The 20,087-nt window shown below is 72.0% G+C and carries 16 protein-coding genes and 1 tRNA gene; 10 read left to right on the top strand and 7 right to left on the bottom strand.

Annotated features, from left to right (window positions below):
- Positions 1 to 53: 53 nt before the first annotated feature.
- Positions 54 to 290, top strand: a complete 237-nt coding sequence (locus ACZ7M7_RS05780; protein ID WP_472113110.1) for a hypothetical protein — start codon at positions 54 to 56, stop codon at positions 288 to 290.
- A 364-nt stretch (positions 291 to 654) separates the two neighbouring features.
- Here ACZ7M7_RS05780 and ACZ7M7_RS05775 read toward each other — a convergent pair.
- Positions 655 to 727, bottom strand: a tRNA-Arg gene (locus ACZ7M7_RS05775).
- A 323-nt stretch (positions 728 to 1,050) separates the two neighbouring features.
- Here ACZ7M7_RS05775 and ACZ7M7_RS05770 point away from each other — a divergent pair.
- From ACZ7M7_RS05770 to ACZ7M7_RS05755, 4 genes are all read left to right on the top strand, one after another.
- Positions 1,051 to 2,658: a dynamin family protein gene (locus ACZ7M7_RS05770; protein ID WP_383614287.1), complete on the top strand. Its 1,608-nt coding sequence runs from the start codon at positions 1,051 to 1,053 to the stop codon at positions 2,656 to 2,658.
- Between the two features lie 324 nt (positions 2,659 to 2,982).
- Positions 2,983 to 5,151 carry a YfjP family GTPase gene (locus tag ACZ7M7_RS05765; RefSeq protein WP_472113953.1) on the top strand — a complete coding sequence of 723 codons (2,169 nt, stop codon included), beginning with the start codon at positions 2,983 to 2,985 and terminating at the stop codon, positions 5,149 to 5,151.
- 263 nt (positions 5,152 to 5,414) lie between these two features.
- Entirely contained in the window at positions 5,415 to 5,918 is a 504-nt protein-coding gene (locus ACZ7M7_RS05760) for a single-stranded DNA-binding protein (protein WP_472113107.1), read from the top strand.
- A gap of 262 nt (positions 5,919 to 6,180) precedes the next feature.
- Positions 6,181 to 7,599: a Cys-Gln thioester bond-forming surface protein gene (locus ACZ7M7_RS05755; RefSeq protein ID WP_472113104.1), complete on the top strand. Its 1,419-nt coding sequence runs from the start codon at positions 6,181 to 6,183 to the stop codon at positions 7,597 to 7,599.
- Positions 7,600 to 7,856: 257 nt separating this feature from the next.
- On the opposite strand, the gene ACZ7M7_RS05750 is transcribed toward ACZ7M7_RS05755, so the two are convergent.
- Entirely contained in the window at positions 7,857 to 8,147 is a 291-nt protein-coding gene (locus tag ACZ7M7_RS05750; protein WP_383614276.1) for a hypothetical protein, read from the bottom strand.
- Positions 8,148 to 8,500: 353 nt separating this feature from the next.
- On the opposite strand from ACZ7M7_RS05750, the gene ettA reads away from it, so the two are divergent.
- Genes ettA through ACZ7M7_RS05735 form a run of 3 tightly spaced genes read left to right on the top strand, consistent with a single transcriptional unit; the run spans position 8,501 to position 11,265 of the window.
- On the top strand, positions 8,501 to 10,165 hold the full coding sequence (gene ettA, locus ACZ7M7_RS05745) for an energy-dependent translational throttle protein EttA (protein ID WP_383614228.1): 1,665 nt from the start codon (positions 8,501 to 8,503) through the stop codon (positions 10,163 to 10,165).
- A 6-nt stretch (positions 10,166 to 10,171) separates the two neighbouring features.
- Positions 10,172 to 10,600: an acyl-CoA thioesterase gene (locus ACZ7M7_RS05740; protein WP_472113100.1), complete on the top strand. Its 429-nt coding sequence runs from the start codon at positions 10,172 to 10,174 to the stop codon at positions 10,598 to 10,600.
- The gene (locus tag ACZ7M7_RS05735) at positions 10,597 to 11,265 is read left to right on the top strand and encodes a DUF8185 domain-containing protein (protein ID WP_383614223.1); all 669 of its coding nucleotides are present in this window, start codon (positions 10,597 to 10,599) and stop codon (positions 11,263 to 11,265) included. The genes ACZ7M7_RS05740 and ACZ7M7_RS05735 overlap by 4 nt, the downstream gene beginning before the upstream one ends.
- Before the next feature lie 8 nt (positions 11,266 to 11,273).
- Here ACZ7M7_RS05735 and ACZ7M7_RS05730 read toward each other — a convergent pair whose 3' ends face one another.
- Positions 11,274 to 11,678 carry a globin gene (locus tag ACZ7M7_RS05730; protein WP_328427595.1) on the bottom strand — a complete coding sequence of 135 codons (405 nt, stop codon included), beginning with the start codon at positions 11,676 to 11,678 and terminating at the stop codon, positions 11,274 to 11,276.
- Between the two features lie 142 nt (positions 11,679 to 11,820).
- Between ACZ7M7_RS05730 and ACZ7M7_RS05725 the strand changes: the two genes are divergently transcribed.
- Positions 11,821 to 12,807, top strand: a complete 987-nt coding sequence (locus ACZ7M7_RS05725) for a methyltransferase domain-containing protein (RefSeq protein ID WP_383614220.1) — start codon at positions 11,821 to 11,823, stop codon at positions 12,805 to 12,807.
- A gap of 101 nt (positions 12,808 to 12,908) precedes the next feature.
- Here ACZ7M7_RS05725 and ACZ7M7_RS05720 read toward each other — a convergent pair whose 3' ends face one another.
- From ACZ7M7_RS05720 to ACZ7M7_RS05705, 4 genes are all read right to left on the bottom strand, one after another.
- Positions 12,909 to 14,405, bottom strand: coding sequence for an FHA domain-containing protein (locus tag ACZ7M7_RS05720; protein WP_472113095.1), 1,497 nt, complete (start codon positions 14,403 to 14,405; stop codon positions 12,909 to 12,911).
- Between the two features lie 104 nt (positions 14,406 to 14,509).
- Positions 14,510 to 15,856, bottom strand: a complete 1,347-nt coding sequence (locus ACZ7M7_RS05715) for a vWA domain-containing protein (protein ID WP_472113092.1) — start codon at positions 15,854 to 15,856, stop codon at positions 14,510 to 14,512.
- A 96-nt stretch (positions 15,857 to 15,952) separates the two neighbouring features.
- Positions 15,953 to 17,536, bottom strand: coding sequence for a PP2C family serine/threonine-protein phosphatase (locus tag ACZ7M7_RS05710; protein WP_472113089.1), 1,584 nt, complete (start codon positions 17,534 to 17,536; stop codon positions 15,953 to 15,955).
- A gap of 3 nt (positions 17,537 to 17,539) precedes the next feature.
- Positions 17,540 to 19,765, bottom strand: a complete 2,226-nt coding sequence (locus tag ACZ7M7_RS05705) for a serine/threonine-protein kinase (protein ID WP_451173729.1) — start codon at positions 19,763 to 19,765, stop codon at positions 17,540 to 17,542.
- Between ACZ7M7_RS05705 and ACZ7M7_RS05700 the strand changes: the two genes are divergently transcribed.
- Complete coding sequence (locus ACZ7M7_RS05700) at positions 19,740 to 20,054, top strand: hypothetical protein (protein WP_470942861.1); 315 nt, start codon at positions 19,740 to 19,742, stop codon at positions 20,052 to 20,054. The genes ACZ7M7_RS05705 and ACZ7M7_RS05700 overlap by 26 nt on opposite strands.
- The last annotated feature ends 33 nt before the right edge of the window (positions 20,055 to 20,087 follow it).

Genomic DNA, 20,087 nt, shown 5'->3' with positions numbered 1-20,087 from the left:
TGTCTGATTGAGCCTGACGATACCGCCGCGGAACTGATGGCCAGTCAACGCCTGTGAATCTGCTGGTTCGTACTGTTCAGAAGCGGGTCGCGCGGAGCTCCCTGCTCGTCTCGGCCTGGGAGGACCCGGAGAAGGTCGATCAGGTCTTGCACGTCGTCGACACGCGCCTCGATGGCAAGCAGGCGGCGGCGATCCTCGACTGGATACGGCACCGACCGCGCGGTGGCCCGCGGCTCCACGCCTTCTTCGCCACGCTGCACTACTGCGGCCCCGGCCCGAGGAGGCCGTAGCCATGCGGGTGGAGGACGTGGTCCTGCCCGGGCCCGATGCCGAGGGCCAGTGGTGTGAGCTGCTGAGGCGAGTCGGGCGGTGTCCTCGCCGGATCCGTCATCCGTAGGGCGTGGCGCAGGGCGCGTAAGGCCGTACTGCCCCCCTCGCATCGTCGAGTCGCCCACCGGGCGGCGCGTCTACGACAACCGGAACACGCGCCTGACGAAGTGGCTGAACGACGGGATCGCGCCCGCCCAGGTGGCCGACTGGGCTGTGAACAGAGTCTGCCCTTGATCACAAAGAGGGCGTCCGGGGCTTCGTCGTGACAGCTGGCATGCACCCTGAACAGCAAAAACGCCCTCCCGAAGGAGGGCGGAGACTGGGCGCCCCCGGCAGGACTCGAACCTGCGGCCAAGCGCTTAGAAGGCGCCTGCTCTATCCACTGAGCTACGGGGGCCGGTTGTGGTGGCCTCGGTCGTGGTGCGCCCGGGTGTGGGCTGATCCGTGACGTTGCCGGGGACAAGGATAGGGCTCCCGCGTCCGTGTCCCTGTTGCTTCGCCTCCGTGGCTCGATGTGGAGGTTCGGTGAAGCGGTCCTGATAATCGCAGGCAGGTACGAATCGTGCACCGCTTTTGGCCTCCCGCGCACCGGGTGTTGTGCACTCGTTATGCCTGGACTATGCCTGTGTCCCAGTCGTCCCTTCCATCCCTTGTGTCCCGTCGGCGCGCAGACGTGCTCATATGCTTCAGAATTCCCCTAAAATTGGGCATTCTTCGCATGTGGTGACCTTGGACGTACGGCCTCAGCTGCTCGACGCACTTTCCGCCCTGCGCGACCGTGTCGCGGCCGCACGCTTTCCGCTGCCCCTGGCGGGGGCGCCACGCGCGCGTGCCAACCGCGACGAACTGCTCGCACAGCTAGACGACTATTTGGTGCCCCGCTTGAGAGAGCCCGAAGCGCCGTTGCTTGCCGTGGTGGGCGGATCCACCGGTGCCGGCAAGTCGACGCTCGTCAACTCGATCGTGGGCCGGCGCGTGACCGAGGCGGGAGTGCTGCGCCCGACCACGCGAAATCCCGTGCTGGTCTGTCATCCGGACGACCATCACTGGTTCAGCGGGGTGAGGGTGCTGCCCGACCTCACGCGCGTGTGGATGCCCGACCAGGATCCGGCGGAGGAACTGATGGCGCCGGGCGACGATTCCGCGCGTGTGCTGCGGCTCGAGACCGCCGACACGCTGCCGCCCGGGCTCGCCCTCCTCGACGCGCCCGACATCGACTCCCTGATCGCGGACAACCGTGTCCTCGCGGCCCAACTGATCTGCGCGGCCGACATCTGGGTGATGGTCACGACGGCCGCCCGGTACGCCGACGCCGTCCCCTGGCATCTGCTGCGCACCGCCAAGGAGTACGACGCCACCCTGGTGACCGTTCTGGACAGGGTTCCGCATCAGGTCGTCTCCGAGGTGTCCCGGCAGTACGGCGCGCTCCTCACCAAGGCCGGCCTCGGCCACGTCCCCCGCTTCACCGTGCCCGAACTGCCCGAGTCGGCCTGGGGCGGCGGGCTGCTGCCGGCCACGGCGGTGGCGCCGCTGCGCACCTGGCTCAGCCAGCAGGCCCAGGACCCGGGGGCACGGGAACACGCCATCATCCGGACGGCCAACGGTCTGCTCGACTCGCTCAAGGTCCGCATGCCCGAGCTGGCGAACGCCGCCGCCGCCCAGTACGCGGCAGCGCTACGGCTCACCAGCGCCGTGGACAGCGCGTACGACAGCGAGTACGCGCGCGTACGGAGCCGACTCCAGGCCGGTGCCGTGCTCGCCGGCGACGCGCTGAAGCGCTGGCGCGCCTTCCCGCTCGACTGCTCCGCCGGCGAGCTGCTCGAGTCGCTGGTGGAGAGCCTGAGCACCCTCCTGCTGTGCGCCGTCACCGCCGCCGACGAGCGCGTCGACGACGTCTGGCGGCGCGAACCGGCCGCCGCGGCCCCGGAACTGACGGACCGCGACCCGCGCCCGGCGAGCGTCGAACACCGCATCGGCATGGCCGTACGGCGCTGGCGCAGGGAACTCGAGGAGTACGCGGAGGACGAAGTGAGCGTCCTCGACCGCAGCGTCGCCCCCGATTCCGAAGTCGTCACCGCCCTCGTCGCCACCGCGCTGCTGGGCGGACGCCGGGCGCGGTCGGCGGGGGAGGGGCTCGCCGAGCGGATCGGCGCGCACGGCGCGCTGCGGCTGCGCGACCGGGCCGGGCGGCTCCTCACCGAGCACCTGGACCGGGTCATGCACAACGAACGCGAGCGACGGCTCGCCCCGCTCGACGCCCTGGAGGTCCATCCGGAACCCCAGGCCGAACTCATCGCCGCGCTGTCCGTACTGCAGAAGGAGAGGTGACCGGTGACTGCCGTCACTGACCAGGACCACACGGAACACGCCGATCAGCAGGGGGACGGCGCCACGAGGAACGCCGTGCGCGAGAACAACGCCCCGGGGAAGGCCCCGATGGAGGGCGATCACGTGGCGGGAGCGCCCGGCGAGGGCGAGGGTTCCGCAGCCGTCGAGGAGCCGGAGAACCGAAGCATGCTCTGGAGGAAGCTCGCTAAGTGGGATGGCCGGGCGGACGACGGCCACGCGCGCGTGGAGGACCTGACGGACAGTGACACGCCCGCGCGCGAGGGGGCCCTCGACTCCGGAGGCCGTGAGGATGGTGAGGCACAGATGCGGGTGAGTGTCCCCGAGCCCGGGGGACGTAAGGACGTTGACGCGCCCGTGCGTGGGAGCGCCCCCGATTCCGGCGGCCGCAAGGAGAGCGGCACGCCCGCGCGTGAGGATGCCCCCGCCTCCGGCGGCCGTGAGGGCGGCGAGGCGCCCGCGCGCGAGGGTGGCCGTGACGCCGGCGGCCGCAGGGACGGTGACACGCCCGCGCGTGGCGGTGCCTCCGACCCGGACGGCCGTAAGGGCGGCGGTCCCTCCGTACGCAAGGATTCCTCCGCACGTACAGAGCCCCAGTCCCGCTCGGAGCCCCCGTCCCGCTCGGAGCCCCCGTCCCGCACGGAGCCCCCGTCCCGGACGGATTCCTCCGCGCGTACGAACCCCGCCCCTCGTACGGATTCCGCCTCTCGGGTGGACTCCTCCGCGCGGTCGGACGCCGCACGCGCGGACTCCTCCTCCGGTACGGACTCCGCGACCCCCTGGGACGACGGGCTGATCGCAAGGCGTGTGAATGAGAACGCTGGTCCGGAACAACCCCCCGTCGTGGAGCCCCGCGCGTCCGGGGCGCAGGTCGTGACGCCGCTCGCGTACGACGGGGCGTTGCGGTCCCGGCTCGACGCGCTGCGTGAACTGGTCGGGCTCTCGCGCCCCCGGCTCGACAACAAGACGCTCTCCGAGGCGGGCCGCGTGCTCGACGAGGCGGCGGCGCGGCGCAGACTCTCCGGGCAGCACACCGTCGTCGCCATCGCGGGCGCCACGGGCAGCGGCAAGTCGCAGCTGTTCAACGCGCTCGCCGGGGTGACCATCTCGGAGACGGGCGTACGACGGCCCACGACCGCCTCGCCTCTGGCCTGCAGCTGGAGCGACGGCGCGGTCGGTCTCATCGAGCGGCTCGGCATCCCACCGCGGCTGCGGCGGCGTCCCGCGCAGAACGCGGCCGCGGACGGGCAGCTGCGCGGCCTCGTCCTGGTCGACCTGCCCGACCACGACTCGGCCGCCGTGCAGCACCGCGAGCAGGTCGACCGCGTCCTGGCGCTCGTCGACGCGGTCATCTGGGTGGTCGACCCCGAGAAGTACGCCGACGCGGTCCTGCACGAGCGCTATCTGCGGCCGATGGCGGGACACGCCGAGATCATGTTCGTCGTCCTCAACCAGGTCGACCGGCTGCCTGGGGAGGCCACCGACCAGGTCCTCGACGACCTGCGGCGGCTGCTCGACGAGGACGGCATCGCGCTGGGCGAGCACGGCGAACCGGGTGCCGTCGTGCTCGCGCTGTCCGCTCTCACGGGAGAGGGCGTCGGCGAACTGCGCGAGGCGCTCGGCCAGTTCGTGGCGGAACGCGGGTCGGCCGCGCGCCGGATCTCGGCCGACGTGGACGCCGCCGGATGGCGGCTGCGGCCCGTGTACGCGGCGCGGCGGCGGACCGGGCTCAGCGAGGAGGCCCGGGACGAGTTCTCCGCGCGGCTCGCCGACGCGATCGGCGCCACCGCCGCGGGCGAGGCCGCCGAGCGGGCATGGCTGCGCAACGCCAACCGCGCGTGCGGGACGCCCTGGCTGCGGCTGTGGCGCTGGTACCAGGACCGGGGCGAGCCCCCGACGGGACGCCTGTCCGTGCGGACCCAGGCGGACGAGGAGGCCACCGCGCGGCAGCGCGTCGAGCAGGCGGTGCGTACGGTCGCCGACCGGGCGTCGGCCGGGCTGCCCACGCCGTGGGCGCAGGCGGTGCGCGAGTCGGCCGTACGGGGCGCTCAGGGGCTGCCCGAGGCGCTCGACGAGCTGGCCGCGCGGGCCGGACTGCCGCCAGGGCGGCCGCCGCGGCCGGGTTGGTGGCCGGCGGCCGTTCTGGTGCAGGCGTCCATGACGATCCTTCAGGTCATGGGCGGCCTCTGGCTGGTGGGGCAGATCGTCGGGGTGATGGCGCCCAACCTGGGCGTACCGGTGCTGCTGATGATGGCCGGCATCGTCGGCGGCCCGCTCGTCGAGTGGGGCTGCCGGATGGCTGCTCGAGGTCCGGCACGGCGGTACGGCCTGGAGGCGGAACGGCGGTTGCGGGAGGCGGCGGCCGGGTGTGGTCGGGCCCGGGTGCTGGATCCGGTGGCCTCGGAGCTGCTGCGGTACCGGGAGGTCCGTGAGCAGTACGGGCGGGTCATGGGGGTGGGGTCCGCCGGGAGGTGACCTGAGCGGCGACGACTGTGGTCGGGGCGGGAGGCGTTCTCGACGGACCCGTGGGCCCACAGGCCCCTTGGGTGCGGTGGTCACCCGTTCGGGTGGCGCGGTTATCCACAGGCGGGCGGTGATCCACAGGGCTCAGCGGGCTCGTCCCGGCGGCGGCAGTCTGGCTTCGCGGCGATCGCGAGGACGGTCGGACGCAGCCGTACGGGACGGGCCCGTACGCGTATCCGCCCGGCGGGAGAGGCCGGGCGAGGGGAGGGACCGAGATGAACGAGACGACCATCTGCGCGGTGGGCAACGTGGCGACACAGCCGGTGTACCGGGAGCTGACGACGGGACCGTCCGCGCGCTTCCGGCTGGCGGTGACCTCGCGCTACCTGGACCGCGGGAAGAACGAGTGGACCGACGGGCACACCAACTTCTTCACGGTGTGGGCCAACCGCCAGCTCGCGACGAACGCCGCCGGGTCGCTGAACGTGGGCGATCCCGTGGTGGTGCAGGGCCGGCTGAAGGTGCGCTCGGACGTGCGCGAGGGACAGAGCTGGACCTCGGCCGACATCGACGCGACGGCCATCGGCCACGACCTCGCGCGCGGCACGTCGGCCTTCCGGCGCACCCTCAGGCCGGAGGCGGGAGCCACGGCCTCAGCCGCTTCCTCCGCCTCCGCCTCCGCGCCGCCCGAGCCCGAGTGGGAGACACCACCCGCCGACGCCGACGCCGACGCCGAAGCCGACGTCCAACAGGCCCAGGAACCGGTGGCGGTGACGTGACGTCAGTCACCTGTAGAGGGTGACCGAAGTGCGGCTTATCGGCGAATGCGCTCCGAACGACCCCGGTGGATTTGTCGATAAGCCCTGCTCGCAAGGGATCTTGGCGATAACGATTCCGAGTCGGATCGGCCCTCCGACGGGATCCCAGGGAAGCGTGGTGCGCCACGTACCTAGGATGCCGGACATAGCTCTTGGGGCTTGAAGCTTCTGCTGGTGGGACCGTGCCCCCCACGCCAACGGGTCCTGCTCGAAGGGGAATTCTGTGTTTGCTGCGTTCTCTGCGCTGTCGGTGCGCGGGCGCGGGGCGGCTCGACTGGCCGCCTCGACCCTGGTGTCCGGGCTTGTCGCCGCCTCGGTGGTGGCCGGTGCCGGCACGGCCGCGGCCGACGGGGCAGCCTGGAGCCAGGGCGGGGCGACCGCGACGATAGGTGGCCTCAAGACCTACGGCGGCGCTGTCGTCCACGCCGACACCGGTGACCAGGAGATCTCGGCCGGCCTGTTCGAGATGTCCGTCGACGGCGGCGGCATGCTGCAGACGTACTGCGTCGACATCCACAACCCCACGCAGCGTGACGCCAGGTATCACGAGACGCCCTGGAGCGGCACCTCCCTGGGCGCCAACAGGGACGCGGGCAAGATCCGCTGGATCCTGCAGAACTCCTACCCGCAGGTGAACGATCTCGCCGCCCTCGCGGGCAAGGCGGGCGTCAAGGGCGGCCTCACCGAGCAGGACGCGGCGGCCGGTACGCAGGTGGCCATCTGGCGCTACTCGGACGGTGCGGACGTCGACGCCGTCGACCCGCAGGCCGAGCAGCTCGCGGACTACCTGGAGAAGAGCGCGCGGGGCGTGGCGGAGCCCGAGGCGTCCCTGCGGCTCGACCCGCCCGCGGTCTCCGGCCACCCCGGTGAGCGGCTCGGTCCGGTGACGGTGCACACCGACGCGGACGGCGTGACGCTGACGCCCCCGGCGGACGCCGCCACCAGCGGGGTGCGGATCGTGGACAAGGACGGCAGGGCCGTGACGTCCGCGGTCGACGGCGGGCAGGTGTTCTTCGAGGTTCCCGAGAACGCCGCGGCCGGGCAGGCCGAGCTGACCGTACAGGCCTCGACCACCGTGCCGGTGGGGCGGGCCTTCGCCGCCGAGAGCCGCAGCCAGACGCAGATCCTGGCCGGCTCCAGCGAGTCGACCGTCTCGGCGACGGCGAGCGCCAGCTGGGCGAAGACCGGTGCGATACCCGCGCTGTCCGCCGCGGAGAACTGCGACAAGGGCGGCGTCGACATCACCGCTGCCAACGAGGGCACCGAGGCGTTCACCTTCGAGCTGCTCGGGGTCGAGCACAGCATTCCGGCGGGCGAGTCACGGACAGTGACGGTCCCGCTCCAGGAGGACCAGGCGTACGACTTCACGATCCAGGGTCCGGGCGGCTTCGAGAAGCGGTTCACCGGAGTGCTGGACTGCATGACGCAGATGGGCGAGGCCGAGGCGGCGGGCGCCTTGACCCAGACCCTCGCCGAGCCGAGCCCCGCCACGGTCGGTACGGCTGCCGACGACACCAACCTCGCCGCGACCGGCGGCTCCGCGCTGACCCCCGTGATCACGGGTATCGCCATCGGCCTCGTCGTCATCGGCGGCGCGGCGCTGATCGTCGTACGGAAGAAGCAGCTGCCGACACAGGACTGAGGCCGGCGGGCAGACCGACTGGCCGACGCCTGCGTGCGCGCCGGCAGAACACCAGACCAGGGGCTTGATCCACTTTGCTGGATCAAGCCCCTGACTGGTTCACGGGGTGCCTGGGGGTGCGCTGCCGTCGGCGGAACAACCCATGGGCCGTCGGTCGCGGCCCGTACTCCACCGGTAGGTCTCGCCCTGGGCGCCGATGCGCACCCGCCAGAGTTACGGCACGAGACGTGGCGAGAAGCCCCGTCTCGGAACGGGGTCTACCAGGCGCTGTTGTCGCAGCCCATGGTCGAGCCGATGTGGGTCGCCTGCGCGCCCGTGTCGCCCTCGCCGTTGAGCGCGTTGCCCAGCGCGCCGTTGAGAATGCCGACCTGGCCGAGGACGTCGAGGTTCAGGTCGTGCGACTTGCAGTTCGAGCTCTGCAGGACGCTGACCTTGTCCCCGCCCTTGCCGCCGTGGCCGTGGCCGTCGGCGGTGGCGGTGCCGGCGCCCAGGAGTCCGACGGTGCCGATGGCGACGGCCATGACGGCAGCCTTGCGAAGGTTGTGCATGTCATCTCCGATGGAGTGTGGTGGGTGCGATCCGTGAGAGATCGACTTCGTACAGTTACGGGAGGTTAATGTGAAGAATTCCTATATGTCCCGACGGCACGCCGGAATCAGTACCGGGGTGCGCCCAGGCGGACGCCCGAACCCGCCACGTCTCGGCAACTGCGCCACCGGCACCTCCCGCTGAGCTCCGGTCAGCCCGGCCGGGAAGGTCGGCGCCGGGCCCGCCGGGCCTTCGGCGGCGGAACTCCAGGTCAGGGCCCGTCGGCGATACGGGTTTCCCCCCAGGGGTGGCGATCCGGCAAGATGGGGTGTATCTGCCCACTGCCTGATTTCAAGCTGCCGGACGGTTTCTCTTGGCTGAGTTCATTTACACCATGCGCAAGGCGCGCAAAGCGCACGGCGACAAGGTGATCCTCGACGACGTCACCCTGAACTTCCTCCCCGGAGCGAAGATCGGCGTCGTCGGCCCGAACGGCGCCGGTAAGTCGACGATCCTGAAGATCATGGCGGGGCTGGAGCAGCCCTCGAACGGTGAGGCGTTCCTGTCGCCGGGGTACACCGTCGGCATCCTGATGCAGGAGCCCAAGCTGAACGAGGCGAAGACCGTCCTGGAGAACGTCCAGGAGGGTGTCGCCGAGGTCAAGGGCAAGCTCGACCGGTTCAACGAGATCGCCGAGCTGATGGCCACCGACTACTCCGACGCGCTTCTCGAAGAGATGGGCAAGCTCCAGGAGGACCTCGACCACGCCAACGCGTGGGACCTCGACGCCCAGCTCGAGCAGGCCATGGACGCGCTCGGGTGCCCGGCCGGCGACTGGCCCGTCGTCAACCTCTCCGGTGGTGAGAAGCGCCGCGTCGCGCTGTGCAAGCTGCTGCTGGAAGCCCCTGACCTGCTGCTGCTCGACGAGCCCACCAACCACCTCGACGCCGAGTCCGTGAACTGGCTGGAGCAGCACCTCGCCAAGTACGAGGGCACCATCGTGGCCGTGACCCACGACCGGTACTTCCTCGACAACGTGGCCGGCTGGATCTGCGAGGTCGACCGCGGCCGGCTCCACGGCTACGAGGGCAACTACTCCAAGTACCTGGAGACCAAGCAGACCCGTCTCAAGGTCGAGGGCCAGAAGGACGCCAAGCGCGCCAAGCGGCTCAAGGAAGAGCTGGAGTGGGTGCGGTCCAACGCCAAGGGGCGTCAGGCCAAGTCCAAGGCGCGCCTCGCTCGCTACGAGGAGATGGCCGCCGAGGCCGACAAGATGCGGAAGCTGGACTTCGAGGAGATCCAGATCCCGCCGGGCCCGCGTCTGGGCAGCATCGTCGTGGAGGTCAACAACCTCAGCAAGGCCTTCGGCGAGAAGGTTCTCATCGACGATCTTTCGTTCACGCTTCCGCGTAACGGGATCGTCGGTGTCATCGGCCCCAACGGCGCCGGCAAGACCACCCTCTTCAAGATGATCCAGGGTCTGGAGACGCCCGACTCCGGCAGCATCAAGGTCGGCGACACCGTCAAGATCTCGTACGTCGACCAGAGCCGCGAGAACATCGACCCGAAGAAGAGCCTGTGGGCCGTGGTCTCCGACGAGCTCGACTACATCAACGTCGGCCAGGTCGAGATGCCCTCGCGGGCGTACGTCTCGGCCTTCGGCTTCAAGGGCCCCGACCAGCAGAAGGCGGCCGGCGTCCTCTCCGGTGGTGAGCGCAACCGCCTCAACCTCGCGCTCACCCTCAAGCAGGGCGGCAACCTGCTGCTCCTCGACGAGCCGACGAACGACCTGGACGTCGAGACGCTGTCGAGCCTCGAGAACGCGCTGCTGGAGTTCCCGGGCGCGGCCGTGGTCGTCTCCCACGACCGCTGGTTCCTCGACCGGGTCGCCACGCACATCCTCGCCTACGAGGGCGAGTCCAAGTGGTTCTGGTTCGAGGGCAACTTCGAGTCGTACGAGAAGAACAAGGTCGAGCGGCTCGGCGCGGACGCCACCCGTCCGCACCGCGCCACCTACAAGAAGCTGACCCGGGGCTGATCGATCTTGCGCCACATATACCGCTGCCCCCTGCGCTGGTCCGACATGGACGCGTACGGACACGTCAACAACGCGGTCTTCGTCCGCTACCTGGAGGAAGCCCGCATCGACTTCCTGTTCCGTCCTGAGAAGGACTTCAAGCAGGGGTCGGTGGTGGCGCGCCACGAGATCGACTACAAGCGGCAGCTCGTCCACCGGCACCACCCGGTGGGCATCGAGCTGTGGGTCAGTGAGATCAGGGCCGCGTCCTTCACCATCACGTACGAGGTGAAGGACGACGACCTGGTCTACGTCCGGGCGTCGACGGTGGTCGTGCCGTTCGACTTCGAGGCGGAACGGCCGCGCCGGCTCACTGCGGAGGAGAAGGAGTTCCTCCGCGAGTACGCGGACGACGCGGAAGATGCGGATGCCGAGGAGGAGGCCGTCGCCGCATGACGGTGCTCCACCTCGCCGACGAGGGGGAGGCAGCGGATCTCGCCGCCTTCCTCTCCCGGCTGCTCCACTACGACCGTGGAGCCGCGGTGCGCCTGCAGGCGGCCGGCACCGCGCTCGCCGTCTTCGGGCGGCCGCCGTCCTTCGAGGTGCTGGCGATCCGCGCGGTACGGCTGGCGAAGCCGTACGAGAACGGGCTCGACGTCACGCTGGACGTGACCGTCTCCGCCGGTGAACTCCTGGAGTCCGTCGATGAGTCGGCGGCCACCGCGGTCGTGCCGGAGGCCGTGACCGGGCCGCCCTGGGCAGGGGTGCTCCCGCCGCGCGGCGGATGGCGGCCGGTGCCGGGGCTGCCCGCGCCCGATGCCCTGCGGGCGATGATCGGTGCGGGTGTCGCGGAGTTCCGGTCGCGTACCCAGGAGCTGGCGGCCGAGCAGCGCACCCGGGCCGAACTCGACCGGGTCGGGCGGGAGATCTGGTCCCGGACCGTCGGGGACACCCATCTGCCGGTGCGGGCCGTGCACGCGGCCCAGTCGCTGGGATTCCTGCGCGCCACCAGGGAGCTTGCCCTGTTCTCGTCCGGTGCGTGGCTACGGCTGCGCACGCCGTACGGGTCGATCGCCGTACGGCGTGCGGGACTCGGCACCCTGGATGTCAGCGTCCGCTGACAGTCGGCTCAGCCCGCGGTGTTCACCATCGACGCCGCCGCGTACGTCAGGTAGTTCCACAGCGTCCGCTCGTGCTCCTCGGAGAGGCCGAGCTCGTCGACGGCGTCCCGCATGTGCTTCAGCCAGGCGTCGTGGGCCGCGCGGTCGACGGTGAACGGGGCGTGGCGCATCCGCAGGCGGGGGTGGCCGCGGTTCTCGCTGTACGTCGTCGGGCCGCCCCAGTACTGGATCAGGAACAGCGTGAGACGCTCCTCGGCCGGGCCCAGGTCCTCCTCGGGGTACATGGGCTTCAGCAGTGGGTCCTCGGCCACACCCTGGTAGAAACGGTGGACGAGGCGGCGGAAGGTCTCCTCCCCGCCGACCTGCTCGTAAAAGGTCTGCTCCTGAAGCGTGCCGCGCCGAATCTCATTCACCCGTCCATGGTCTCAGACGCGCAGACGGAGGACCTGAGGCCTAGGACCAGCGGTCGTGAAGGGCCCGCCGGCCCAAGTGACGCGTTCCGGATCGTCCGGCGGAGTGCTCGCCTCGCGGCGTCCGGCGCAGGACAGTGGACGTATGAGCGCGCACGCTCTCGACCATGACCTGGACGACCTCGCCGCCTCGGCGCAGGCCGCGCTGGTGCGCGCGATCGACGCCGACGGGGTATGGAGCGCGGACCCGCGGTGGCGGGACGTCTTCGCCGCCGTGCCACGGCATCTGTTCGTGCCGTACTACTACGTCGGCGTCGCCGGCGGCTACGAGCGCCGCTGGGGCCAGAGCCCCGACCCGGCCGCGCGTGAGCGGTGGATACGCGGCGCGTACGCCGACACCCCCCTCGCCACCCGGCTGCGCGACGGCGAGCTGCTCTCCTCCAGCAGCCAGCCGTCCCTGATGGCGATGATGCTGGTCGCGCTGGAGGTGACGGACGGCAACCGCGTCCTGGAGATCGGCGCGGGCACGGGCTACAACGCCGCCCTGCTTGCCCGCCGGCTCGGCGACGACGACCTCGTCACCAGCATCGACCTGGAACCGGAGATCACCGAGTCGGCCCGGCGGCATCTGACGGCGGCCGGATACCACCCCGTCGTCGTCACGGGCGACGGGGCGCGCGGCGTGCCCGAGCGCGCCCCGTTCGATCGCATCATCGCCACGTGCGCTCTGCCGTCGATCCCGCGCGCCTGGCTCGCCCAGTGCCGCCCCGGTGCCCGCCTCCTCACACCGCTCGCCACCGGCCTGCTCGCCCTCACCGTCCAGGACGCCGAGCACGCCGAAGGGCGCTTCCTGCACACGCCCGCCTACTTCGTGCCACTGCGCGGCGGGATCCGGACCGAGCCGGAGTCCTCGCCCGTGGCCGGGCTGCCGCGCCGGGCCCGGGAGCACGAGCTGTTCCGCTTCCTGCTGGCCCTGACCCGCGGCAGCCTCGATCCGCAGGAGGCGTACGCACTGTGGGAGCGCGAGGGGCAGCCGCAGCGGGAGCGGTACGGGATCACGGTGCGTGGCGAGCACGAGTGGGCCTGGCTGGACGAACCGGAGGGGCCGTACGCCTGGCCGCTGCCCGGCTGAAACGCCGGGAGGGGGTGGTCGTACGGCACTTTCGCCGTACGACCACCCCCTCCCGGTCTCACATTCGAGCCGCGTCCGGAGCCGGCCGGTCGTCCTCGGACCTAGCCGCGCCGGATCGTGATCGTCGTCCACGCCCCCACATGCACCCGGTCGCCGTCCTGCAGCGGCACCGGCACGAAGGGCTGGATCGGCTCCTCGGAGCCGTTCACCGTGGTGCCGTTCGTCGAGTTCTGGTCGACGACCGCCCAGGTGCCGTCCGGCTGCTGGACCAGGACCGCGTGCTGGTGCGAGACGCCCGGGTCCTCCGGCGGCACCGACAGGTCGATGTCGGGGGTGTCACCGGTGGAGTGGCGGCGGCGGCCGATGGTGACCTGGTTGCCGGTGAGCGTGCGCTGCTGCTCGGGCGAGTACGCGGGCAGGTTCAGGCCCGCGGCCTCGGGGCCGGAGCGATGCATCATCGCCATGAAGTACTCACGGTCCGGACCGATCGTCGCCAGCCAGGTCGTCGGCTGCTGCGGGTAGCCCTGACCGGGCGGCGGTGCCTGGGTGGCGCCGGGCTGCGGATAGCCGTAGCCGCCCTGGGCGGGGCCACCGGGAGCGCCCGGTGCGCCGGGGCCGGACGACGGCGGTGAGATCACCCAGTCGTCGTCACCGCCGCCGAAGGACGGGCCGCCCTGCGGCGGGCGGTTCGTCTCCTGCGGGAATCCGTGCGGGGCCGGCGGAGCGGACGGGCTCGCCTGCTGGAAGGCCTGCGGACCACCGCTGGTCGCGCCCGGACCGCCGGGCGGCGTGGGCCCGGGCGGCGGCGGAACCTGCCGCGAGGGGTCGCCGAAGGGGTCGCCGAAGACGGAGGGGCCGCCACCGGGGCCTCCAGGGCCACCGTGACCGCCAGGGGCACCGGGGTTGGTGGAACCCGGGCCGCCGGGGCCCGGACCGAAGCCGCCCGGGGCGCCGCCGGGGCCGCCGAAGCCCTGACCAGGGCCGGGGCCACCGGGAACGGGACCACCCGGGCCGCCCTGGCCGCCGTGACCGGGACCGCCGGGACCACCCTGGCCACCCGGAGCGCCAGGTCCGCCCGGTCCCGGAGGCTCCGCGCCGAACGGCGGGATCGGCTCTGCGGGGCGGTTCATCTGGGACGGGCGCGAGCCCTGGTAGTCGTACGAGTCACCGCCGCCGAACGACGGCGGGGGCCCCGACTGCTGCTGGAAGTGCGAGGGCAGACCCGGGCCGCCGGGCGCCGGGGGGCGCGGGGCTGCGGGGGTGTACGACGTCGCCGTGTTGGTCAGGAAGTTCCACCGGCACTCCTCGCAGAACGGCGCACCGCCCTCACGGGGCGTGCGGCACTGCGGGCAGAGCTCCGGCTCCGGTACGGCGGAAGGATGCGGGGGGCCGCCGGGCTGACCGGCGTTCGGGCCGCCGAACGGGCCACCGGGAGCAGGGCCACCGGGACCGGGGCCGCCGGGCGGCGGGAAGCCGTAGCCGCCACCGGGCGGGGGCGGTGGCGGAGGGGGCGGAGGTACGGCACCGGCCATGCGGTGACCGCAGACCTCGCACCAGTCGTCGGAACCCGACTGGTGTCCGTTCGGGCAGGTCGGCATGTCGGCGCTTCCCCCTCTCCTTTTCCGGCCGCTCACGACCGGATTTCTCCAACCCCAAGGGGTCAGGCTCGATCCTTTTCAGGGTCCTGCTGGGTCCTGCTAGGTCACTTCTTTACACGAACAGTCTTTGTGGACCGTGTCTCGAGAGTCATCTCGTCGGCCTCCGCGACCTTCGCCTTCAGTCGCACAGTACCCGCCGCGGCGTCGACCACGTCCACCACCTTCGCAAGGAGTTTCGCCGTATCGGCATTTCCGGAGGCGCCGGCGAGCTGAACGGCGCGGCCCAGTTTGGCCGTTGCTCCATCGATATCGCCCGACTTGCGAAGATCGAGGCCTTGTTGGATGACTTGCGCCAGTTCGGCCTGGCCGGTGTAGTGGGCGACCTGAGGGTTGATCGACGTCGAGGCGACCATGTCGTCGGTCCATACGGCCCGTACGAGGCCCTGCGCGCCCAGGTTCTGCGCGGTGCCGTCGGACTGCGGGATGACCAGGGAGACCCGGGCGGCGAGCATCTCCTGGCCCAGGCCGGCGGCGGGCACCTCGACGCATACGTGGTAGTCACGGGACTCGTCGCCCCAGGAGCCCGTGGGGTAGTCACCGGCGCGCGGGCCGGCCTCGGTGCGGCGGTCGGTCAAGTCCTCGACCGTCGGCGCGACTTGCTTGACGAACTTGATGGTCGTGCCCACCGGAGTCCACACCCGCAGGGCGACGTCCGCGACCTCCTTGCCCATCGCGGTCTCCATCATCTGCGTGAAGTCGGCGGCGAGACCGGCCGGATCGGCGACGATGTCGGAGCTGCCGAGCAGCGCGGAGGCGATGGCTGTGACTTCTTTCACTTCCCAGTCGGTGCCCACGCCCCGGGCGTCACAGGTGAAGCGTCCGGCGCAGGCGTCGAGGGCGGATGTGAGGTCCTGAGCAGACTCGTGCTCGTTGCGGCCGTCGGTGAGCAGGATGCCGTGCCGGATAGCGACGTCGGCCGAGGACAGCAGACGGTCGGCGAGCCGCAGCCAGGTGCCGATGGCCGTACCGCCGCCCGCGCTGAGCCTGCGCAGCGCCTGCTTGGCCTGATCGCGGGTGGCGGCGTCGGCGATCGCCAGACGGCCGCCGCCCGGGTACACCTCCTTGGCCACGTGCGTGCCGTCGATCACCGCGAAGTGCACGCCGTCGCGCAGGGTGTCGATCGCGGCGGCCGTGGCGTCGCGGGCGTTGCGCATCTTGGTCGGCGGGTAGTCCATCGAGCCCGAGCAGTCGACCATGATCGCCACGCCCGCGGACGGGCCCTGACCCGGCGAGTAGAGCTGGGGCGCGGCGACCGCGCTCCCGACCGTGCCGCCGCCGGTCGCGGTCACCGTGACGATCGCGTTGACCTCGCGACCGCTCTCCGGGAGGTACTCGTTCTGGTACACGTCCACGGAGAACTGCGGCACATTTGATTTCGAGAAGTTGGCCATACGTTCTCAAATCCCCCTAAAGAACCCCGTGGTGGGGCTATGGCTGTCGACGGACCGGTCCCCTCCGGTCCGATGAGGCCGTCCCCGCAGTTGGCCTCAGGCCGATCCTGCCCCCATCGGCGGCGCCGGGAACGGCAGGACGGCCACTGTTACGTTGTCGTGGCCCCCGCCGTCGAGCGCGTGTCCGACGAGGACCTGGGCGCTGTGCAGGGGGCGCGCGGCGGCGTCGAGGGGCACGATGTCGGCCATGTCGTCGGCCGCCTCCGCGTAGTTCCACAGCCCGTCCGTGCACACCACCACGACACCCGGCCGGTCCGGCTTGAAGGAAGCGGTGTGCGGCTCCAGTTCGTAGGCATCCGCGCCGAGCCAGCCCGTGATGGCGTGGGCGCGCTCGTCGGCGTACGCCTCGGCCTCGTTCATCAGGCCCGCGGCCACCATCTGCGCGGCCCAGGAGTCGTCCTCGGTGAGCCGGGCCGGGGGAGTGCTGCGGTCCACCGGGACCCAGTAGGCGCGGCTGTCGCCGACCCAGCCGACGACCAGCAGGCCCGCGGTGACGATGGCGCCGACGTAGGTGCAGGCCGGCGCGTTCTGGTGCGGGGCTTGCTCGCGGGCCGTGGCCGGCTCGTTGGCGAGCGCGTTGACCGCGTTGGAGGCGGCGATGATCGCGTCGTGCATGGCCTGCTGCGGGTGTGCGCCGCGCGGCAGGGCGGCCAGCAGTGACTCGCTCGCGGCCCGGGAGGCGGCCATGGAGGCGTCGTCGGGGCGGGTCGCCGAGGACACGCCGTCGCAGACGATCGCCAGGACCGCGGGCCGGCCGTCGGGCAGCGCGGTGCAGGCGACGGCGAACGCGTCCTCGTTGCGGTGGTGGCGCAGGCCGCGGTCGCTGACCGCGGCGACGGGGCCGGCGTCCTGCTCCATGTGGTCGCGCTCGCGCGGCTGGGCGTGCCCGCAGTTCTCGCAGTACCCGTCGTGGTCGACACGGCCCGCGCGGCACGCCACGCACACCTTGGTGCCCTCGGGCGGGGTCGGCGCGGCGGGGGACACACGCGGGTCGGGAGCCTGCAGCGCGTACTCGTCCGGTTCCGGACGGGCGTACTCGTCGGGCTGCGGGGGGCGGTCGAAACGGACGCCGGAGGCCGGGGAGTCGGGGGAGCCCGTCGGGGGCGGAGGGCCGTCGGGGGCGGGGGGCGTCTGCGGGCCGCTGGGCGCGGTGGGGCCGCCCGGGGCCGGGACGGTGGGGTGGCCGGGTGGTGCGTGGTGGCCGGGGGCAGGAAGGGTGCCCGAGGCGCCGTGGTTGCCCGGCGCCGGGACGCCCGGTGTGCCGTGCGCGGCGTCGGGAGCGGTCGCCGCCGGCGGCGCCTGCGGGGCGGGCGGCGGCGCCTGCGGAGGCGGGGGCGTGCCCGGGGGCAGGTCGCGGCCGCCGGAGTCGGTGCCGGGGAGGTCCGTCGGCAGATGGGCGGCCTCGGAGGCGGAGCCGTCCGGCGCGGCGACGGGCCAGTCCGCGCCGCGCGCGCCCGTGGCAGGGGGCGGCACCGAGCCGTTCATGGCGATGGTCGGATGGTCGTCCGGCCGTACGGGCACGGCGGACAGGTCATATCCGCACGCACCGCAGAAACGGTCACCCGACTCGAGCGGCCATTCGCAGCTCGGGCAGGCGGACAACTGGGGCATCTGCGACATCAACTACACCCACGTCCGGGGGCGGTAACGGTTGGCACGTTCCACCAGGTCGATCCTCTCCTCGCCGCCCCGCGCGAGCCGGGCCAGCGTGCGGTACGAACGTTCCAGGCCGAAACGCAGTCCCCGCTCGTCCAGGCCGCTGCCGAGCAGCGTCCGTCCTCCGGCGGCAGACGGGGCGGAACCCTGGCCACCGGAGAGTATCCAGTCCAGCGCGCAACCGAGGACTTCCGCCGACAACTGCTCCCGGCGCGCCGGGTCCAGACCATACGCGTCCAGCGCCTCGACCTGGCCCGCGGCGGCGGTCAGGTCGTCCAGGAACGGTACGTCGGCGGCGGCCGCCGTGCGTTGACGCAGCCGGGCGCGGACGGCCGCCACGCGTGCGGCCGTGTAGTGAATGGAGCTCTCCGGAACCGACTCCAGGGTCCCCACGGCGCCGCGGCGGTCGCCGGTCGCGAGCTGGACGCGGGCGAGACCGAAGGCCGCGCTCACAAAGCTGGGGTCGGTGGACCACACCAGGCGGTAGTACTCGGCGGCGTTGTCCAATTGGCCCAGCACCTCCGCGCACAGGCCCAGGGCCAGCTTGGGTGCGGGTTCGCCGGGGAAGGCGTCGTAGATCGCGTCGAAGGCGAGCGCGGCGCCCTCGTGGTCGCCGGTGCCGAGGGCCGCCACGCCGCGGTACCAGACGACCCGCCAGTCGTCGGGCCGCTCGTCCTCCAGCTCCAGCAGCTGCTCGTGCGCGGTGCGGGTGTCGCCGTTCTCCAGCCAGGCCCGCACCTGCCGCAGCCGTGTCTCGGTCGACGGCGCCGGCGCGGCGGCGAGGGCGCCGAGCAGCTCGGCCGGCGCGGTGGTCATCAGACCGGCGAGGAAACCGGCGTTGGGGTCGGCGGGGTCGACGTGGGGGACCGGCAGCGCGAGGGCGGCGACGGGGGCGTCGACGACCTTGACGATGCCGGCGCCCGCTGCGGCACCGGCGGCCAGGGCGTTCGCAGGGACGTTGGCGAAGGCGGCGGCCCCCTTCCCTGCCGGTGCCACCCGCGCACCCAGCCGCGAGACCTCCCCGTCCAGCTTGGGGAACAACTCGGTGTCCGTGACCCGCACTTCGGGGCCGAACAGCGTCGACAGGGACGGCCTCGCGCGGCCCGTCTGCAGGGAGACGACCTCGCGCAGGACGCCCGTGAGCTGCTCCGTCATCTCCTGGGCGGAGGCGAACCGGCGGGCCGGGTCGGGGTCGGTGGCGCGGACCAGGAGGCGGTAGAAGGACTCGTACCGGTGGAAGACCTCGATGTTGTCGGGGTCGGGCAGCGAGTCGGCGTAGACGTTCGTGTAGCCCTGGAAGTCGAAGGTCAGGACGGCGAGTGTGCGGGCGACGGTGTACAGGTCCGAGGCCACCGACGGGCCGACGTCCGCGACCTCGGGCGCCTGGTAGCCCACCGTGCCGTAGATGGCCGACTCGTCGTCGTCCATCCTGCGCACCGCGCCCATGTCGATCAGCTTGAGCTGGCCCTCGGTCTGGATGGCGTTGTCGACCTTGAAGTCGCAGTACAGGAGGTTGCGGCTGTGCAGGTGGCCGAGGGCTTCCAGCGCCTCGATGCCGTACGCGCAGGCCTGCTCCACCGGCAGCGGGTCCCGCTTGCCCGTCCCCGTACGGCGTGAATTGGCGATCTCCTTCAGTGACTTGCCGCCGACGTACTCCATCACGATGTAGCCGTCGAGCGAGCCCGTGCGCTGGTCGAGGTGCTCGACGAAGTTGTAGATCCGCACGATGTTGGCGTGCTCGATCTCGGCGAGGAAGCGCCGCTCGGAGATCGCCGCCGCCATCGCGTCCTGGTCGCCGGTGTCGAGCAGGCCCTTGAGCACCACCCAGCGGTCGGAGACCGCGCGGTCCACGGCGAGGTAGACCCAGCCGAGGCCGCCGTGCGCCAGACAGCCCGCGACCTCGTACTGGCCGTGCACGATGTCGCCGGACTTGAGCTTCGGGACGAAGGAGTACGGGTGGCCGCACTTCGTGCAGAAGCCCTCCGTACGGCCCGGCCGGTCGCCGCGGGCCCGGCCGACGGGCGCGCCGCAGTCCGAGCGGGAGCAGAACCGCTTGCGCTCGGGCACCTCCGGGTTCTCCAGCACCATCGCGCGCGGGTCGGGGCGCGGCACGTCCGGGACCTGGACCAGGCCGACGCCGAGCCGCCCGCGGCCGCTGGAGCCGGCCGTGGAGCCGGAGCTGCGCACCGACACCGAGCGGCCCGTGGAACGGCCCGACAGCGAACGCGACAGCCGTCCCGACACCGAACGCCGGGACTTCGACGACTGGGACGACGTACGGGACGACGAACGGGAGCTGGAGCGGCTGCTGGAGCTGCCGCTGCCCGCCGACCCGCGCGACGCCTTGCCGCCGGCCGTCACCCCGGTGGGCGGCGAGCCGACCATGCCGGTCGCCGAGACGACCGGGGCGAGACCGCAGGTGTCGCAGTACAGCTCGCCGCCGCCCACGTCCTCGTACGTCCCGCCGCAGTCCGGTCGCTGACAGCTCTGCTGTGGCTGACTCATGACGACGACA

The sequence above is a fragment of the Streptomyces sp. NPDC111606 genome, assembly GCF_055656945.1.
The sequence above is the reverse complement of the archived record's forward strand: the minus strand, read 5'-3'. Positions and strand labels throughout refer to the sequence as shown.

Excerpts from the sequence above, each read along its gene's own strand:
- ACZ7M7_RS05710 (WP_472113089.1), bottom strand. The coding sequence starts at position 17,536 with ATGTCGCAGATGCCCCAGTTGTCCGCCTGCCCGAGCTGCGAATGGCCG.
- ACZ7M7_RS05715 (WP_472113092.1), bottom strand. The coding sequence starts at position 15,856 with ATGGCCAACTTCTCGAAATCAAATGTGCCGCAGTTCTCCGTGGACGTG.
- ACZ7M7_RS05735 (WP_383614223.1), top strand. The coding sequence starts at position 10,597 with ATGACGGTGCTCCACCTCGCCGACGAGGGGGAGGCAGCGGATCTCGCC.
- ACZ7M7_RS05725 (WP_383614220.1), top strand. The coding sequence starts at position 11,821 with ATGAGCGCGCACGCTCTCGACCATGACCTGGACGACCTCGCCGCCTCG.
- ACZ7M7_RS05765 (WP_472113953.1), top strand. The coding sequence starts at position 2,983 with ATGCGGGTGAGTGTCCCCGAGCCCGGGGGACGTAAGGACGTTGACGCG.
- ACZ7M7_RS05720 (WP_472113095.1), bottom strand. The coding sequence starts at position 14,405 with ATGCCGACCTGCCCGAACGGACACCAGTCGGGTTCCGACGACTGGTGC.
- ACZ7M7_RS05750 (WP_383614276.1), bottom strand. The coding sequence starts at position 8,147 with ATGCACAACCTTCGCAAGGCTGCCGTCATGGCCGTCGCCATCGGCACC.
- ACZ7M7_RS05760 (WP_472113107.1), top strand. The coding sequence starts at position 5,415 with ATGAACGAGACGACCATCTGCGCGGTGGGCAACGTGGCGACACAGCCG.